Below are 18,523 nucleotides of genomic sequence, written 5' to 3' on the forward strand. Positions count from 1 at the left end.
ACCTCTTTATCACGGCTACATCATTAACACATTGCGTGCTGGACACGCCAACATCTCTTTATTGGGTACATCAGTCCGTGATAAGAAGTGCATCATAAATGAACACCCCATGCTGCGCAATTTTTATACAGCACTCAGGACTGATTAAATTTAAACAACGGCAGCAGGTAGCGCTGCGCCTCTTCCGTGATAGCCTCGAAGTGCTCTGGCTCAAGGGTTCGCCATAAGCGCTGATACCAGACATCTTCACCTTCACCACGCACCATCATGTTACCTTCGTAGGCCTGCATAAATTTACTGCGAGCTTTCTGCAGCGAAGCCTCATCCGTTAACATCGCATCATTTTGCGCGTCATAACAGGCTTTTATCCACGCACCACCGCTTTCAGGCAGCAGTAAAAGGGGTTTATTCATTCCCTGAAGATAGCCCTCAATGTACAAAGACAGATACCGTAACGCCTGCTCAGACTCCATCGGCGGGAAGCGCCATTCGCCCTCTTTGCGCACGAAAATCCGGCTTTCACCTTTATGACCACCCGCACTGTAGACAAGATGTTCCAGCCAGAGTTGCAATCCCTGTGAAACGCTCAGCATAGAGGGCCGCCAGCGCAGCAATCCATCCGGCTGAACCTGGGTTAACCAGCCCGTGAGCTCTACGCCATTGCAGTTGAGATCGATTTCAATACTTTTGCCCGGCTGCCGGCACGCTCTCACACGCTCTGCGAGGGCGGTCATCTCCTGACACTGCGCCTCCCAGACAATTTCTCCGAACGCCCCGTAGGGCAACTGCCCTGCAGCACGGTAGCGGCGGTAAAGTTTGTCAGCATCTTCCTCGTCAACCAGCGCATTCAGCAGCTGGAGGTTGAGCTGGTAGCGCTCCAGCCCTTCCAGCGTAAAAGGCTCTGCATCCGGAATTTCGCTCTCTTCAGAACGGAAGTTGACCTGCAATCGTTGCTGGAAGAAGGCCCGCACCGGATGCGCCCAAAACCGCTGAAGCTGTTCAAAAGTCAGGGTTTTAATGGGCAGCGGGTCAAGCGTCTGAATGAAATCCGTGTGCGCATTCCCCTCCCTTTTCGCCGCCGGTAGCCACTCCTGAGCATAGCTCTGGCGCTCGCTGGCCGTGTAGTTCACCGGGTCAAACGGCATGCGGCTGTGGAAACAGGTGATATGGGCTTTCACCCTCTGCTCGGTTTCATCGCAGTTGCGCTCTTCATCCCCCGGCAGATAGTGGCTCTGGCCGATATAGTCCACCAGCTCCTGCACCAGAACGGAAGGGAAACGCTCGCTGTTGTCCTGAATGGAACGGCCGATATAGCTGATATAAAGCTTATTCTGGGCAGAAATGAGCGCCTCAAGGAAGAGGTAGCGGTCGTCATCACGGCGGCTACGATCGCCCCGCTTTGTATTGGCGCTCATCAAATCGAACCCCAGCGGCGCCAGCGCGCGCGGATAAACGCCGTCGTTCATACCAAGCAGACAGACCACTTTAAACGGGATAGAACGCATTGGCATCAGGGTGCAGATATTGATGGGGCCCGCCAGGAAACGCTGGCTGATTCGCTCCTGATCGAGCCGCTGCGTTAGCTCATCCCTCAGCAGCGACAGCGGGATAGCCTCCTGATAGTGGGAATTCACGCCTTCGTCGATGATAGCCTGCCACTGTGTTTCAATCAGCGCCATCGCCGCTTCGGTGTCACTGTCTGGCAGGAAGAAATCATTAAGCAACGCCCTGCAAACCGGAAGCCATGCGTCAAGCGGACGCGGCTGCAGCAGCTCGTGTCGCCAGCGGTTAAGCTGCATAAGAAGTGACGCTAAATGCCCCACCAGTTCAGCAATTAACCCGCTGGACTCATCGTAAGGCAGCACCTCGTTCCACTCGCCCTGGCTGCTCTCCATGGCGTAGCCCAGCAGCATACGCGTCAGGCCAAATCGCCACGTGTGCTGGCCGGTTGGGGGAAGCTCAAACTCCTGAACGTTATCGTCATCGATCCCCCACCGAACGCCAGACTCATTCACCCACTGGCGAAGGTAGCGCAGCCCCTCTTCATTGATGTTGAAGCGTGCAGCCAGTACGGGAACATCCAGTAATGCCAGGACATCTTCGGAGATAAAGCGGCTATCCGGCAGTGAAAGCAGAGTGATAAAGGCCTGCAGTGCCGGATGCGACTGGCGGGCACGACGGTCAGAGATAGCGTAAGGCAGGTATCGCTCGCCCGTCGCACTGCCAAAGACGGCCTGAATAAAGGGACTGTAGCTGTCGATATCCGCCACCATCACCACGATATCGCGTGGCGTCAGTTCGGGATCGTCCTGCAGCATCGCCAGCAGCTGGTCGTGAAGCACTTCGACCTCACGCTGCGGGCTATGGCAAACATGGATCGTGATGCTGCGATCGTCAGCGTCCAGCTTCCGCTTGCTGTCGCTGCGTTCGAACTCGTTCGCCGTCACGCCCATCACGGCGCGGTTTTCCAGATCCAGAATATCCAGCTGAATATGGTGAAGCAGGCTATCCGGGGTAATCTCGACAAACGCATCCACGTCGCCTTCGCCTGATGAAGTGATGTCTGAAAGCATGTGAATGTAGTCACGCCCCAGCTTCCCCCATGAGGCAAGCAGCGGATTGGGCAGGTTCTGGATACCGTCTTCATCAAAAAGCTGCCCGGCGGTCGAGCCGTCTTTAAACAGCGGGACGGCACGTTCTTCAAAAAGGCGCTTTCTTTGGCGGGTAACCAGCCGGGCTAGCCAACGTTCGTCGAGGATATCCCCCCAATACTGTCGGCAGGGGTTGGTAAACAAAATATGGATATCAATATGCTTACCCAACGCATGCAACGCCTTCAGATAGACGGGGGGTAATGCGGATATCCCGCAGATAAAAACGCGTGACGGCAGTCGGGCCGGGCGCTCCGACGCATTTTCAAGTATTGAGATAAACCGATCGTAAAGATTGGCTCGGTGCCACTTAGGCTGGCCAAGTTTCTCCGTGTGCTCTACCAGCGCTTTCCACAGCGGTGCCTGCCAAATTTGCGCTTCAGGCAGCCCTTCAATCAACTCGCCCGCTTCCCAACGAATTAACCAGTCAGAACGGTAAACAAGGTATTGATCGTAGAGATCGGCGGTGCGCGACGCCAGTTGGAACAGCTTGCGCTTATCGGTATCGTCATTGAGGTAGTGGCGCAGCATGGCGAATTCATCGCGCTGCAGCATGTCCGGCAGAAGCGCCATCAGCTTCCAGCTCATGCTCTGCTTGTTGAAAGCGCTCTGCTCCGGGATGTCCGGCAACACGCGAACGAACATGTCCCAGATAAAGCTCGCGGGCAGCGGGAAATCAATGTTCGCGGCTATGCCAAATTTACGGGAAAGCGACATTTGCAGCCACTGTGCCATACCGGTGCTCTGCACCAGCACCATTTCGGGCTCAAAAGGATCGTCAAGCCGCTCGCGCTCAACGATAAATTCCATCAGTGCTTCCAGCACATCCAGACGATTTGAGTGGTAGACCCTTAACATAGACGCTCCCGACTACTGGCTAACCGGGCAATGCAGACGCGTTATCTCACCGCGTCGCCCCAGAGGAGAAATAAGTGTAACCGTGATGCTGACACATCCTGCGTGCGTTGTCTGCCCCCGACTGGCCTGCCAGCCTTCGGGGAGAACATTTGTTGAGAGCTGAGACTGATTCCAGGCATAGTGCCAAAGCTGGCGATACTGGTTAAAGAGAGTAAACCGTGCCGCCAGCGCCCGGTGATAACCCGACAGGGCCGTCACGACGAGCGCCAGCAGCATCATCGCCAGCAGGACCTCCACCATGCTAAACCCTTTTTCTCTGCTCACGGCAACTGACATAACGCGCTCTCCTTAAGGGGGCAAAAATCACTCCAGCCGTGCGGTGAAAAGCGAATTTTCCCGTCGACTATCTCTCCCGCGCGCCAGAGCAGCAGACCGCTGTCTCCGGCGATCAGCAGCACACGCGCCTCATTCAGCTGGCGCAAACACACTCGCCACGCCGATGCCTTTTTGCACTGTATCTGTGGCTCTGACGACCAGCTCTGAACCCGTCCCCACTCAAGCGCAGACTGTACCGTCGCCTGCTGCTGAAGCGAGCGGCTCTCGCCACCAACGAGCGCGCTAAACGTTGTCAGCTGCTGATTGAGCCCCGTGAGGATTAGGGTACCGAGCACCAGTAAAAGCAGAACCAGCGCCAGTGAAGACATTCCGCGTTGACGGTTCACAGGTTGTACCCCGTGACCGTATACAACGCCTGCCAGGGCTCCCCCTGTCCGCCTTTACGCATCGCGGATAGTTCAATATTCACCTCTGGCGCAAAACCGGCATGTTCCACTTTCTTCACCACAAAATGCGCGATCGTAAGCCTGTCCGGGTCGGTGAGCTTTTCCCATCCTTTTCCTTCACACGACGTCGCCCCACGCTGGATTTCCAGTGCGCCCGATTCCAGACGAAAACCGGTGCTGTCATTTTCCGAGGCGCTGCTATCCCAGCTGCCGTTGCTGTTGGCATCCCACCGCACAATGACGCAGCCTCCAAGCCTGGCAATCACCAGCGCCTGTCCCTGACAGTTTCCCGCGCAGTACCCCGCGCGCTGAAGCTGTTTGCCCAGGGAAAACAGATGTTGCCAGACCTCTTCCTCCAGCTCCCTCTGGCCGGATTGCAGTAAGACGGCCCGCTGCAAGCCGGGTAAAAAACGCGATGCGCTTATCAGCAAAAGGCTGCTAATTGCCGTGGCAATCAGAACTTCAGTCAGTGAGAAACCGCGCTGCCTCATCAACATGAACCTCCCTCCGAGACTTTACACATCCTGATGCGTCCTCCATTTGAGACAATAATCAGCCATGCTCCTGCACGGCTTTGAACGCGTATCCGCCCCGACCATGCCGTATCCCTTAATCCAAAGAACGTCAGCGACGGCGTGACCTCACTGACCTCGACCTCAGGCCAGAGCGGAATCATCACAAAGGGACTGCCCTTTTCACAGCCCTGCACGGCAGAGCTCACCAGACAGTCCCGGCCTCCCACCCGCAGAAGGGTAATTTGATGGTCGCGGTTGTAGCGGTTGGCATGGTTGCGCAGAAACAGCAGGTAATCGCGCACCTGACCGGCGGTTTGCCACAGCCGCTGCTGTCGCTGCCAGCTGTCCCAGCCGTACAGCCCTGAGGCGCTGAGGATAACGACAAGCGAAATCGCGATCAGCGTTTCGATAAGCGTAAAACCGTTCTCTTTTTTCATACCGGGAGTGTGGCGAAGCGCCGTGAACATGACGAGCGACGGATCCTCATTTTACGAGGCGTTATCCGCAGAATTGGGAGAGTTGCAGCGCGTTGCACACTTTCTGGATAGCGCTTCGGGAAACAGGATAAAGGCAAAAAAAACCGGCGCTAAAGAGCACCGGTTGTGTCACGCTTTATCGCATCAGATAGCGACGGGCGCTTTGATGCCAGGATGCGGGTCGTAACCCTCAATTTCGAAATCATCAAAGCGGTAATCGAAGATTGATGCCGGTTTGCGTTTAATAATCAGCTTCGGCAGCGCACGCGGTTCGCGGGTCAGCTGGAGATGCGTCTGTTCCATGTGGTTGCTGTAAAGATGGGTATCCCCACCGGTCCAGACAAAATCACCCACTTCCAGGTCACACTGTTGCGCCATCATGTGGACTAACAGCGCATAGCTGGCAATGTTAAACGGCAGACCGAGGAACACGTCACAGGAGCGCTGGTAGAGCTGACAGGAAAGCTTGCCATCCGCCACATAGAACTGGAAGAACGCGTGGCACGGTGCCAGCGCCATTTTATCCAGCTCGCCGACGTTCCAGGCGGAAACGATGATTCGGCGCGAGTCCGGATCGTTTTTCAGCTGGTTCATCACGGTAGTGATCTGGTCAATATGGTGACCATCAGGCGTTGGCCAGGCGCGCCACTGCTTGCCGTAAACCGGACCCAGGTTGCCGTTTTCATCTGCCCACTCGTCCCAGATTGAGACGTTATTTTCGTGCAGATACGCAACGTTGGTATCGCCTTGCAGGAACCAGAGCAGTTCATGAATGATCGAGCGCAGGTGGCAGCGCTTTGTCGTCACCAGCGGGAAGCCTTCTTGCAGATTGAAGCGCATCTGGTGGCCAAAAATGGAGAGCGTACCGGTACCGGTGCGGTCGTTTTTCGGCGTGCCCTCATCGAGCACTTTTTTCATCAATTCAAGATACTGTTTCATGGTTCCTCAGGAAATTTGTTGCTGTGGACGACGACGATACGCCCAAATCATCATAATGGCACCCGCGACAATCATCGGAATGGAGAGGATCTGCCCCATGCTGATGTACTGTACCCACTCACCGGTAAACTGTGCGTCTGGCTGACGGAAGAACTCGACGATAATACGGAATGCACCGTAGCCGATCAGGAACAGGCCGGAGACAGCGCCCATCGGACGCGGTTTGCGGATAAACAGGTTGAGGATGATAAACAGCACCACGCCTTCCAGCGCCAGCTCGTACAGCTGAGACATATGGCGCGGCAGCACGCCGTAGGTATCGAAAATGGACTGCCACTCCGGATGTGATGGCAGCAGCGCGATATCTTCTGCGCGGGAGCCCGGGAAGAGCATCGTATACGGCACGCTCGGGTCGACGCGGCCCCACAGCTCACCGTTGATAAAGTTGCCCAGACGGCCAGCGCCGAGACCAAACGGGATCAGTGGTGCGATGAAATCTGATACCTGGAAGAAGTTGCGTTTAGTCCGTTTGGCAAAAATTACCATTACCAGGATCACCCCAATCAGGCCGCCGTGGAAGGACATGCCGCCGTCCCAGACGCGGAACAGATAGAGCGGATCGTTCAGGAATACCGGGAAGTTATAGAACAGCACATAACCAATACGGCCACCGAGGAACACGCCGAGGAAGCCCGCATAAAGCAGGTTTTCAACTTCGTTTTTCGTCCAGCCGCTGCCCGGACGGCTGGCGCGACGGCCAGCGAGCCACATGGCAAAAATGAAGCCCACCAGGTACATCAGACCGTACCAGTGAAGCGAAACAGGCCCTACTGAGAAAATGACCGGATCAAATTCCGGAAAATGCAGATAACCACTGTTCATCTGTCACCACAAGATGTTGTTATTCCGCTGAAAGTGGACAGCGGTAGAAATGCGATTCTGCCGTAAGCAGAGGCTCCAAAGTTGCGAATCATAGCACAAGGCGGGCGCGGAGGATGCGCCAGAGATGTAAAAGATGTGTATAGGGTTTTGAGTGCGCTGATGCCCTCACCCACAGGGAGAGGGCAGAGAGAACTAGCGGCCGCCGCGGATCAGGCCACCCATACCGCGCCGTTCCATAAACGCCGCGACCTGATGACGAACCTCAGCCGCAAGCTGCGCGTCAAGGCTTCGTTCAGCCAGCTCGCGGGCATCATTGATGTCGATATGTCGCAGCAGGTACTTCACGCGGGCAACCGCGCGACCGTTCATCGACAGATGGCGGTATCCAAGGCCAATCAGGATAGCAACACACATTGAATCTCCGGCCATTTCACCGCACAGGCGTAGATCAATGCCGTACTGTTCAGCCTCGCGGGCGATCATCGCTAACGCACGAATGATTGCCGGGTGCAGGCTATCGTAGATACTGGCCACGCGGGTGTTGTTACGGTCAACGGCCAGGATGTATTGCGTCAGGTCGTTTGTGCCGACAGAGATAAAATCAACACGGTTTGCCAGCTGCGGCAGCATAAAGACCATAGACGGCACTTCAAGCATCACCCCAATCCGCGGTTTCGGGATCGCATAGCCGATCATCTCTTCTACTTCACGGCCTGCACGTTCGATCAGTCTCCGGGACTCGTCGATCTCATCAATGCTGGTGACCATCGGCAGTAAGATGCTGAGATTGCCCGTCGCCGCGTTGGCGCGCAGCATCGCACGCACCTGGATCAGGAAGATCTCCGGCTGATCGAGCGTAATGCGGATCCCACGCCAGCCCAGGCACGGGTTTTCTTCACTGATCGGCATATAGGGCAGCTGTTTATCCGCGCCGACATCCAGGGTTCGCAGGGTGACAGGTTTGTCGTTAAACATCTGCAGCATCCCCTGATACTGCGCCACCTGCTCCTCTTCGGAGGGGAAACCGCTCTGTAGCATGAACGGGATTTCAGTACGGTATAAACCAATACCGTCGATGCGGCTGCCGAGCTTTTCTTCATGCTCAGGGCTTAAACCGGCGTTGAGCATGACTTTGATCCGCTCTCCGCTCTTTAGCTGTGCGGGCAGGTTAACGTCATCTTCCGCCAGCTTGCTTAATTCATTCTCTTCGCTGATAAGACGCTGGTATTCCTGGAGCAGAACCGGCTCAGGATCGACCAGCAGCTCACCGCGATAGCCGTCAACTACCAGCGTACGGCGGTGCAGCACCGAGGGCTGGATATCGGCCCCCATAACGGTTGGGATACCCAGCGCGCGCACCATAATGGCGGCATGCGAGTTGGCGGCACCATCGCGCACCACCACACCGGCTAGCCTGTCCTGGGGCAGTTCAGCCAGCGTCGTTGCCGAGAGTTCATCGGCGACCAGAACAAACCGTTTTGGCCAGGCATTCGGCCCCTGAATGGTGTCGTCGAGATGGAACAGCAGACGTTGACCCAGGGCGCGGAGATCGCCAGCCCGCTCTTTCAGGTAACCGTCGGTTAGTGCCGCAAATTGGTCGGCAAATTTTTCGATGACCTTCTTAACCGCCCACTCCGCGACCGAGCCTTTATCCACCTCCGCAAAAAGCTCGCGACGCAGACGCGCATCGGAGAGCAGGTGCGAATAGAGGTCAAAGATCGCTGCCGTCTCTTTTTGCGCGCCTGCGGCAAAGCGCTTGCTGTAACGCCGAAATTCATTCGCCGCCTCTTCCAGCGCGGCGGTAAGACGCTCGCGCTCAAGCGCTTCATCAAGCGTTGAGGCTTCGTAAACCTGCTCCATTAGCGGCAGGGTGGCATCCATCCAGCCTTCCGCTATCGCCACGCCTGGCGAGGCCGGAAGGGCACGAATGCGCGTATGGCGATACTGACCAAAGAGCGCGGCAAGCTGGGACTGGGAGAGGATCGCCGCCATCTGCGTGGCCAGCGTGACGAGGAAAGACTCTTCGCTTTCATCGTACTGACGTAGCTCGCGCTGCTGGACGACCAGCACGCCAAGCAGCTGGCGACGCTGGATAATCGGCACGCCAAGGAAAGCGCGGAAGCGCTCTTCTTTTACGGAAGGGATGTATTTAAAGCTGGGGTGTTTTTGTGCATCAGCAAGGTTGATAGGTTCAGCCAGCCGGCCAACCAGACCGACGATACCTTCATCAAATGCCAGCGTTACGGTGCGTCCACGTGGTTTTTTCAAACCACGGGTCGCCATCAGGTAATAGCAGCGCCGATCGTGGTCGGCCAGATACACCGAACAGACCTCGGTCTCCATCGCAAGACAGATGTCAGTGACCAGAATATTCAGCGCCTCGTTCAGACGCGGAGCACTGGCCACCTTCTCGACTATTTCTCGCAAGCGGGTGAGCATGATTTGCGTAGCTTAACCTCTTTTTCGTCGCCAGGCAGGTGCGCTCTGCGGCTTAGGCGGGATCTCCTGAAGCTGCATTACCACACTTGCAAACTCTTTCATCACCCTACGGTAAACATCGCGTTTAAATGACACGACCTGACGAACAGGATACCAATAGCTCACCCAGCGCCAGCCATCGAACTCCGGCGTACTGCTGGTTTGCATATTGATGTCTGAATCGTTGCCCACCAACTGCAACAGAAACCACTTCTGTTTCTGGCCGATACAAACCGGCTTTGTGTCCCAACGCACCAAACGTTTCGGTAACTTGTAACGCAACCAGTTGCGGGTCGAAGCCAGGATGCGAACATCTTTCCGGCTTAAACCGACCTCTTCAAAAAGCTCCCGGTACATCGCTTGTTCTGGGGACTCTCCCGGATTGATCCCGCCTTGCGGGAACTGCCAGGAGTGCTGACCATATCGCCGGGCCCACATTACCTGGCCCTGACGATTACAAATTACTATTCCTACGTTCGGGCGGTAGCCATCGTCATCAATCACCGGACTACCCCAAACTAAACCTTATATATGAATGATTGTTTCACACTACAGGGAGGCGGTAAACCACTCTCTTACAGGGCTACAGCCTAATAACATTTGAATAACTCACAAATAAGTGCTGAGTTATAAACAGATGAGAGTCAGCAAAGGGAATTTTATTCACCTTTTCTGTGGATATAGTTGTGAAGAAGTGTCTGATTACCGATGAACAACCTAAAACACCGCCGTGCTCTCACTTTTACCTTAACTCAATAATATATTTATTTTCATATAGTTAAATGCATTTTCATGTACACAAAACAGAATAGCGTGACGATCGTCACATCAGGGATCGTCGTGCTGATGAAAGATCGAACAGCGTCGGTTTTATCCACAGATTGTGCCAATAAGTTAGTCACAATTTGTTTGAAAATTCGATTTTCATCGCACGTCAAGGCTGTAAATTGAAACAGTAGTCAGGGTTATGCCCAGTTATCCCATTTTTCTGTGGATAACATGGTGTAAGATCCTGTTCATTGTCAGTGACCAGATTTGAACAACCGGTTTTATGCCTCAGGTGAAACGATTTCAAGCCAATAAAAAAACCTATAAATCATAGACATGGAATATTGGTACAGAAATAGTTAAACTCTATCCACAGGGGACAATTTCTTAGCTTGTTTTTTAATCAAAAGGTTACCTTCATGCATCCGCTTACACCCTTGCTCTCACCACCGTCCAGCGAGGGCCAGCTGCTACAGCAGGCACAGCGACTGGCTGGCTTTTCGCTTGGCGAGCTGGCGGCAATGGCAGGGCTTCAGATCCCGAAGGATCTGAAGCGGGATAAAGGCTGGATCGGCATGCTGCTTGAACTCTGGCTGGGTGCCAGCGCAGGGAGCAAACCCGAGCAGGATTTTGCAGCACTTGGCGTGGAATTAAAAACCATCCCAATAGACAGCCAGGGCAAGCCCCTGGAGACCACCTTCGTCTGCGTTGCGCCATTAACTGGTAACACCGGCGTGACGTGGGAATCCAGCCACGTTCGCCACAAGCTGAAGCGCGTGCTGTGGGTACCGGTTGAAGGTGAGCGTCAGATCCCTCTGGCTGAGCGTCGCGTTGGCGCGCCGCTGCTCTGGAGCCCGAACGACGACGAAGAGCATCAGCTGCGGCTGGACTGGGAGGAACTGATGGACATGATTGTGCTTGGGCAGGTAGAGCGCATCACCGCCCGACACGGAGAAGTATTACAGCTGCGCCCGAAAGCAGCCAACAGCAAAGCGCTTACCGAGGCAATCGGCGCGCAGGGTGAGCCGATCCTGACGTTGCCGCGCGGTTTTTATCTCAAAAAGAATTTCACCGGCGCACTTCTGGCACGTCATTTCCTGTTAAAAACATAGTTTTTTACTTATTTTGAGAGCTCTCAAACATAATCGACTGCTTTTTAAGATTTTACCGCTTCCTCAAGCCGCCATATCGGGTTAATACTAGATTATGATTTGATACGCGCCAGATGAGGACGATAACGATGAAAAAATGGGCAGTGTTAGTTTCAGCAGTCGGTTTAGCGTTTGCCGTATCGGGCTGTAGCAGCGATTACGTTATGGCGACAAAAGATGGTCGAATGATCCTGACCGACGGCAAACCCGAAGTCGACGATGATACCGGTCTGGTCAGCTACCGCGACCAGGAAGGCAATAAAATGCAGATCAATCGCGACGAAGTATCGCAAATTATCGAGCGATAATTAGAGAGAGGTCAGTCGCTTGCTGGCCTTTTTGATTTTTTTCTTCCCCTTTTGCTTCCCCTCTGCCATGTTTATATTCCTTTGTCGGGCACGCCCTGACGCGGTCTATAAGTCTACTGAGGAAGCCGGCTATGCATTATCACCGTATCCCCCACAGCGCTCTGGAAATAAGCCAACTGGGGTTGGGCACGATGACATTTGGTGAACAAAACAGCGAAGCCGATGCCCATGCACAACTCGATTACGCCGTCAGCCAGGGCATTAACCTGATTGATGTCGCAGAGATGTACCCTGTTCCGCCACGTCCGGAAACGCAGGGACTTACCGAAACCTACGTCGGTAACTGGCTGGCAAAACGCGGTAACCGTGAAAAGCTGGTGATTGCCTCAAAAGTCAGTGGCCCTGCGCGCAACAACGATACCGGGATCCGCCCAAATCAGATCCTCAATCGCAAGAATATCCGCGCCGCGCTGGACGCCAGCCTGAAGCGCCTGCAAACCGACTATCTCGATCTGTATCAGGTGCACTGGCCGCAGCGCCCAACCAACTGCTTTGGTAAGCTCGGCTATAGCTGGAATGAGAGCGCCCCCGCCGTAACGCTGCTGGAAACGCTGGAGGCGCTGACTGAGTGCCAGCGCGCGGGAAAAATCCGCTACATTGGCGTTTCCAACGAAACGGCCTTTGGCGTAATGCGTTATCTGCACCTTGCAGATAAACACGATCTGCCGCGTATCGTCACCATCCAGAATCCGTACAGCCTGCTTAACCGTAGCTATGAGGTAGGCCTGGCAGAAGTAACACAGTATGAAGAAGTGGAGCTGCTCGCCTATTCCTGTCTCGGCTTTGGCACGCTGACGGGGAAATACCTGAACGGCGCGAAGCCGGCCGGAGCGCGTAACACCCTCTTTAGCCGCTTTACCCGCTACAGCGGCGAGCAGACGCAGAAAGCCGTTGCAGCCTACGTGGATATTGCAAAGCGTCACGGTCTTGACCCTGCGCAGATGGCGCTGGCCTTCGTGCGCCGTCAGCCGTTTGTTGCCAGCACCCTGCTGGGCGCGACCACCATGGAACAGTTGAAAACCAATATTGAGAGTTTCCACCTCAACCTGAGCGAAGAGGTGTTAGCGGAGATTGAAGCGGTGCATCAGGTTTATACATATCCTGCGCCGTAGCCTGATGCTTTTGCCCGGTGGCGCTACGCTTACCGGGCCTACAGGTGCGCAAACGTAGGCCGGGTAAGGCGAAGCCGCCACCCGGCTATATACATCAGCGCCGACGCTGCCAGATCCACAAACCCGCAATCGCCAGCGCAAATAGCCCACCAAACCCGACGCCAATCCCCACTACCGGCACACCCACTTTTACCGCCAGCGAGTAGAGCCCCAGCATCAACAGCATCGCCAGGTTTTCACCCAGGTTTTGTACCGCGATAGCATTCCCCGCCCCGACGGTCTGCTTGCCACGTTCCTGCAGCAACGCGTTCAGCGGCACTACGAAGAAACCGCCCAGAATACCAATCAGGATGAGCAGAGCATACGCAGGCAATAACGCATGTTGCAGCGAGAAAATCAGCACCACGACGCCAATCAGGATGCCTGCGGGCATGCAGCGTGCTACCGTCTCGAGCGTCACCAGCTTCGCCGCCGCGCCTGCCCCCACCACAATGCCGATGGCCACCATCGCATTCAGATAGGTCGGCGTCGCGTTGTCCGTAATGCCCAGCGCCACCGGCACCCACAGCACCAACAGGAAGCGCAGCGTGACGCCCGCGCCCCAGAACATACTGGTTCCCATCAGGGAGAAACGCGTTTCTCCGTTACGCCACAGCACGCGACAGGCGGTAAAGAAACTGCCGGTCATCGGTTTAAAGCGCCAGGACTGGCCCGGACGAGCCACAGGCAGCTTAGGAATAAACAGGTTCGCCACAACTGCCCCGCCATACACCACCGCGCATACGCCCAGTGCCGCCAGGACATGCCAGTCGGCCAGCACACCGCCCGCGACGGATCCGAGCAGGATAGCGGCAATGGTTGACGACTCCATCAGACCGTTGGCTTTCACCAGCTTATCGCCCGTGGTCAGCTCTCCGAGGATGCCATACTTCGCCGGGGAGTAGGCGGCGGCGCCAATGCCCACCAGCGTGTAGCCAATAAACGGATTGAAACCAAAGCAAATACTGGCGGCCCCCAGCAGCTTGAGACCGTTGGCAAACATCATCACCCGGCCTTTCGGGAAACTGTCCGCCACCTGCCCGACGAACGGAGCAAAGATAATATAAGCGCCCACAAACACCATCTGCAGGATCGGCTGGCTCCAGTCGGGGTAAAACTCGGCTTTCAACAGCGCCAGAGTGGCAAACAGCAGCGCGTTATCACCGAACGCAGAGAGAAACTGCGCGGCGATGACGGCCATCATGCCTTTCGACCTGAGCGATGTGTTAGTGTGTACTGACTCACGCATTTTGCTGTTCCGCCTCTTCTACCATGCCTTTCAGGGTCACGAAATCGGGCTTACCGCTACCCAGCACCGGGAGCTGCTTCAGATAGCGAATATCGCGCGGCACGGCCAGTTCAGGAATACCGTGTTCACGCGCGTGACTCAGCAGCCTGTCGCGCTTAAGCTCGGCGTCGGTCGTGAACAGCACCAGCGCCTCGCCTTTGCTGGCATCACTCTTCACCACCGTCGCATGCATTTTATCCGCGGAGACGGCCGTCGCCAGCTGCTCGACCATTTCCAGAGAGACCATTTCACCGGCGATTTTGGCGAAGCGTTTCGCGCGTCCCTGAATCTGTACAAAGCCTTGTTCATCAAAACGGACAATATCACCGGTGTCGTACCAGCCGGTTTCAACCTCACCGTTGACGTTTTCCGCCGTCGGCGCTTCCAGCACACCCGGGTTTTCCACGCGCAGATAGCCGTTCATCACGTTTGGCCCCTTCAGCTGCAGACGGCCGCCATCCTCAATGCCCGGCACGGCCAGCAGACGCGCGTCCATTCCCGGCAGAATTCGGCCCACCGTTCCCGGTTTCGCCGCCATCGGAACGTTAATCGAGACCACGGGAGCACACTCGGTAACGCCATAGCCTTCGAGGATGCGCAGGCCAAACTTGTCCTGCCAGATCTGACGCGTGCTCTCCTGCAGTTTTTCCGCACCGGCCACCACGTAGCGCACGCGATAGAAGTCATACGGATTGGCAAAACGCGCATAGTTACCCAGGAAGGTTGAGGTCCCGAACAGAACGGTGCAGTTACGGTCATACACCAGCTCAGGCACGATGCGGTAATGCAGCGGGCTTGGGTAGAGGAACACTTCTGCGCCGGTCAGCAGCGGCGTAAACAGCCCCACCGTCAGGCCAAAGGAGTGGAACAGCGGCAGCGCCGACATAAAACGGTCATCCGCGGTGAAGTCAGCAATGCTTTTGATCTGCTCAACGTTCGCCAGAATGCTTTTGTGGCTGTGGACAACGCCTTTCGGGTTGCCCTCTGACCCCGACGTGAAGAGGATAATCGCGTCATCTTCCGGCTGCTGTTTAACCTGCGCCAGACGCGGCATCACCAGGTGAGCAAAAATCCACAGCTTGTCGCCGGTGGTCACGTCCGCTTTCAGGTCCTCCAGGAAGACCCAGCGCACCTGGGTGAGCTGCTCGGGAAGATGCCAGAGCTTGCCTTTGTCCAGGAACTGACGAGAAGTAAAGACGGTATTAATCTGGGCAGCGGTGATGGCGCTGGTCAGCCCTTTCACTCCAGCCGTGTAGTTCATCATTGCCGGAATACGACCCCGGGAAACTGCACCAAAAATCACCGCGGCGCTGATGCCCGCGTTAGGCAGCATCAGGCCAATCTTTTCGCCCTTCTTGCTGTACTTCTCAAGGATGCGGCCCACAAACAGGGTCTTGGTCAGCAGTTTGCGATAGGTATCCGGGGTAAAGTTGATGTCTTCGATGCAGTTTTTCTTCGCGCCATAGCGGTGCTGCGCGGAAAGCAGGGATTCGTACAGCGTTTCGCGCGGACGCACGGCCATGCGCGCTTCCATCATAATCTGGTGCAGCATTTCCCCGGCGATTTTACGGCGATCGCGGGCACGCGGTGCGTCGGGCATCGGTAGCGACGTTGGCGGCAGAATATGCAGCGTGATTTTTGGGAACAGACGCTGCTTCACCCGCCCCTTCAGGCGGCTGAAATGGGTCAGCTCTGCGCCTTCAATGCGCAGCGGCACCACGGTCGCTTTTGACTTCGCCGCGACAAACCCCGCGCCGTCGTAGATTTTCATCAGCGAACCGGTCACTGAAATACGCCCTTCCGGGAAAATCACCACCGGACGCCCCTGCTCAACCAGACGTACCAGATGCTTAATCATCATCGGCTTGGTCGGGTCGAGCGGCACAAAATCAATCAGCGGCGTGAGCCAGCGCATGTACCACTGCTGGCTGATGGAGGTATAGACCGCAAACACCGGGCGCACGGGTAAAAACAGCGCCAGCAGGATGCCGTCGATAAAGGAAACATGATTTGGAGTGATTAAAACGCGTTCACCGCGAAGCGCCTGGGCATCGCCAGTCACGCGGATGCGAAAGAGAATACGGAACAGTGTACGGAAGAACCCAAATAGCATCTCAACTCCCTTTGCCAGCCAGTATGAAGGGTTGATAGTAAATGGTGGCAGATTACACGAGAAGTGATACGGGAGCGACAAGCAAAAATAGAGGCGAAAAAAAACCTGCGCATCCGCGCAGGTTGGTGCAAGAGATGAGTACGAAACCGTACTAAGAATTCTCACCAATCAATACCTCTGGGATCACAACTGTATCAACCTCTTTAACGCCCTTACTATCGGACAATCGCAACAGCCTGAGGCAAAGTGTAACCAAAGGTTCAGATTGACATTCTTCAGACATGACTGCGCGTGTAACGATTACACTACCAGGGTTGTGCTGCGTCACGTTTGTGGAGAGCGAAAATCCGCTCCCCTTGAATGCGCGCTGCTTTTCCGCAACACTATTTGGTGTGTAAACGCTTACCCCCAATAAGAAGGTAATGAATGGCGACAATAAAGGATGTGGCCCGTCTGGCAGGTGTGTCGGTAGCAACCGTCTCCCGCGTGATTAACGACTCACCGAAAGCCAGTGACGCATCACGCCAGGCGGTACAAAACGCCATGGAATCCCTGAACTATCATCCCAATGCCAATGCCCGCGCGCTCGCCCAGCAGTCCACAGAAACCATTGGTCTGGTGGTGGGCGATGTCTCCGATCCCTTTTTCGGCGCGATGGTGAAAGCCGTTGAACAGGTTTCTTATCAGACAGGCAATTTTTTGCTGATCGGCAATGGCTATCATAATGAACAAAAAGAACGCCAGGCCATCGAGCAGCTGATCCGCCACCGCTGCGCGGCGCTGGTGGTTCACGCCAAAATGATCCCGGATGTCGAACTGATCCATCTGATGAAGCAGATCCCCGGGATGGTCATCATCAACCGCATTATTCCCGGGTTTGAAAAACGCTGCGTGGCGCTCGACGACCGCTACGGCGCGTGGCTTGCGACCCGTCATCTGATTCAGCAGGGCCACACCCGGATTGGCTATCTCTGTTCAAATCATCCGATTTCTGATGCAGAAGACCGCCTGCAGGGCTACTACGATGCCCTGCGCGAAAACGGACTGCCGTGTAACGATCGTCTGGTGGCCTACGGTGAACCGGATGAGAGCGGGGGTGAGCAGGCCATGACCGAGCTGCTGGGTCGCGGACGGAATTTCACGGCGGTTGCCAGCTATAACGACTCAATGGCCGCAGGGGCAATGGGTGTGTTGAACGACAACGGGATTGAGGTACCGGCAGAAATTTCGCTGATTGGCTTCGATGACGTGCTGGTCTCTCGCTATGTGCGCCCGCGTCTGACCACCGTGCGCTACCCGATTATCACCATGGCCACGCAGGCTGCCGAGCTGGCGTTAGCGCTGGCGGAACAGCGCCAGCCGCCGGATATTACGCATCTGTTTAGCCCGACGCTGGTTCGCCGTCACTCCGTTGCCTCACTTGCGGAAGCGCAGAGCGAATAGCGGTAGAGGTGAACCCGCGTGTTGGGGTATTCCAGCCCATCACCAATATACTGCCAGCCGTAACGCTCGTAAAAGTCGCGGCAGGCAGACCAGAGGTGCAGTTCTTCATACCCCGCCTGTGCCGCCCAGGTAATAACATGCTGCTGTAACCGTCCTGCCAGCCCCTTACCTCGCGCCGCGTCGTCGACGTAGAGCGCCGCCAGCCACGGAAAGAGGTCCTGACGGGTTATCAAATCGCAGCGCCAGAGCCCTACCGTACCCAGAAGCTGTTCGTCCTCAACGGCGATAAAGGTCAGCGGTAATGCTCCCGGCGTCTGGCTGTGCTCAACGATGCTGTGGAAAAATTCCCGAGGGAGCCCTTCGCCAAAGGCCTGCCAGAGCCAGTCGGTGACCTGCTCCGCAAAGTGCGGTGCCTGGTAAAGCGGGAGGATGACACTCTTTTTCACGTTTCACCTGCGTTTTCTCATGTAACTGCCGGCCTGAAGCCCCGGCCCGGTTCGGCGATTATTTTACCAGAGTCAGACTATTTAGTTTTACTTCAGGTTAACCAGACACATCGTTACCAAAAGCGTGATCGTGGCGGAGTTTTTGCGCTTCCCGCATCGCTTATACGCCGTGAGGTCTGTGTTAAACTGCAAACCATTACGTGGAAGCAGGAAT

16 protein-coding genes are annotated in these 18,523 nt (G+C 55.6%); 4 read left to right on the forward strand and 12 right to left on the reverse strand.

All coding sequences use genetic code 11. The features are described from left to right. Positions 1-134: 134 nt before the first annotated feature. From recC to rppH, 9 genes are all read right to left on the reverse strand, one after another. Positions 135-3,509, reverse strand: a complete 3,375-nt coding sequence (gene recC, locus L370_RS19515; RefSeq protein WP_023333266.1) for an exodeoxyribonuclease V subunit gamma — start codon at positions 3,507-3,509, stop codon at positions 135-137. A gap of 12 nt (positions 3,510-3,521) precedes the next feature. Further along, the gene (locus L370_RS19510; protein WP_023333267.1) at positions 3,522-3,845 is read right to left on the reverse strand and encodes a prepilin-type N-terminal cleavage/methylation domain-containing protein; all 324 of its coding nucleotides are present in this window, start codon (positions 3,843-3,845) and stop codon (positions 3,522-3,524) included. Beyond that, positions 3,830-4,231: a DUF2509 family protein gene (locus L370_RS19505; RefSeq protein WP_032666517.1), complete on the reverse strand. Its 402-nt coding sequence runs from the start codon at positions 4,229-4,231 to the stop codon at positions 3,830-3,832. Before L370_RS19505 ends, L370_RS19510 begins: the two co-directional genes overlap by 16 nt. Beyond that, positions 4,228-4,788: a prepilin peptidase-dependent protein gene (locus tag L370_RS19500; protein ID WP_023333269.1), complete on the reverse strand. Its 561-nt coding sequence runs from the start codon at positions 4,786-4,788 to the stop codon at positions 4,228-4,230. The genes L370_RS19505 and L370_RS19500 overlap by 4 nt, the downstream gene beginning before the upstream one ends. After that, positions 4,782-5,243, reverse strand: a complete 462-nt coding sequence (locus L370_RS19495; RefSeq protein ID WP_032666661.1) for a prepilin peptidase-dependent protein — start codon at positions 5,241-5,243, stop codon at positions 4,782-4,784. The genes L370_RS19500 and L370_RS19495 overlap by 7 nt, the downstream gene beginning before the upstream one ends. 183 nt (positions 5,244-5,426) lie before the next feature. Next, positions 5,427-6,221, reverse strand: a complete 795-nt coding sequence (thyA, locus tag L370_RS19490; RefSeq protein ID WP_023333271.1) for a thymidylate synthase — start codon at positions 6,219-6,221, stop codon at positions 5,427-5,429. Positions 6,222-6,227: 6 nt separating this feature from the next. After that, entirely contained in the window at positions 6,228-7,103 is an 876-nt protein-coding gene (lgt, locus tag L370_RS19485) for a prolipoprotein diacylglyceryl transferase (protein ID WP_023309046.1), read from the reverse strand. Positions 7,104-7,295: 192 nt separating this feature from the next. Beyond that, positions 7,296-9,542: a phosphoenolpyruvate--protein phosphotransferase gene (gene ptsP, locus L370_RS19480; protein ID WP_023309047.1), complete on the reverse strand. Its 2,247-nt coding sequence runs from the start codon at positions 9,540-9,542 to the stop codon at positions 7,296-7,298. A 12-nt stretch (positions 9,543-9,554) separates the two neighbouring features. Further along, positions 9,555-10,085 (reverse strand): RNA pyrophosphohydrolase, encoded by a 531-nt coding sequence (rppH, locus tag L370_RS19475; RefSeq protein ID WP_013098553.1) that lies wholly within the window; start codon positions 10,083-10,085, stop codon positions 9,555-9,557. A gap of 683 nt (positions 10,086-10,768) precedes the next feature. Between rppH and mutH the strand changes: the two genes are divergently transcribed. The 3 genes from mutH to L370_RS19460 all read left to right on the forward strand — a co-directional run bounded on the left by mutH (position 10,769) and on the right by L370_RS19460 (position 12,980). Beyond that, positions 10,769-11,461 carry a DNA mismatch repair endonuclease MutH gene (gene mutH / locus L370_RS19470; RefSeq protein ID WP_023333272.1) on the forward strand — a complete coding sequence of 231 codons (693 nt, stop codon included), beginning with the start codon at positions 10,769-10,771 and terminating at the stop codon, positions 11,459-11,461. 128 nt (positions 11,462-11,589) lie between these two features. After that, positions 11,590-11,808, forward strand: coding sequence for a YgdI/YgdR family lipoprotein (locus L370_RS19465; protein WP_008499668.1), 219 nt, complete (start codon positions 11,590-11,592; stop codon positions 11,806-11,808). A 131-nt stretch (positions 11,809-11,939) separates the two neighbouring features. Next, positions 11,940-12,980: an NADP(H)-dependent aldo-keto reductase gene (locus L370_RS19460; RefSeq protein ID WP_023333273.1), complete on the forward strand. Its 1,041-nt coding sequence runs from the start codon at positions 11,940-11,942 to the stop codon at positions 12,978-12,980. Between the two features lie 94 nt (positions 12,981-13,074). Here the strand turns inward: L370_RS19460 and lplT are convergent, their stop codons facing one another. Both lplT and aas read right to left on the reverse strand, forming a co-directional pair. Then, entirely contained in the window at positions 13,075-14,268 is a 1,194-nt protein-coding gene (gene lplT / locus L370_RS19455; protein ID WP_023333274.1) for a lysophospholipid transporter LplT, read from the reverse strand. Further along, the gene (gene aas / locus L370_RS19450) at positions 14,261-16,420 is read right to left on the reverse strand and encodes a bifunctional acyl-ACP--phospholipid O-acyltransferase/long-chain-fatty-acid--ACP ligase (protein WP_023333275.1); all 2,160 of its coding nucleotides are present in this window, start codon (positions 16,418-16,420) and stop codon (positions 14,261-14,263) included. The genes lplT and aas overlap by 8 nt, the downstream gene beginning before the upstream one ends. Positions 16,421-16,846: 426 nt before the next feature. Between aas and galR the strand changes: the two genes are divergently transcribed. Further along, a complete protein-coding gene (galR, locus tag L370_RS19445; RefSeq protein WP_023333276.1) occupies positions 16,847-17,863 on the forward strand; it encodes an HTH-type transcriptional regulator GalR in 1,017 nt (338 codons plus the stop codon). Here galR and L370_RS19440 read toward each other — a convergent pair. Beyond that, on the reverse strand, positions 17,824-18,309 hold the full coding sequence (locus L370_RS19440; RefSeq protein ID WP_023333277.1) for a GNAT family N-acetyltransferase: 486 nt from the start codon (positions 18,307-18,309) through the stop codon (positions 17,824-17,826). The genes galR and L370_RS19440 overlap by 40 nt on opposite strands. Positions 18,310-18,523 lie beyond the last annotated feature (214 nt).

This window comes from Enterobacter sp. MGH 24 (assembly GCF_000493015.1).
In the GTDB taxonomy this organism is placed as follows: Bacteria; Pseudomonadota; Gammaproteobacteria; order Enterobacterales; family Enterobacteriaceae; genus Enterobacter.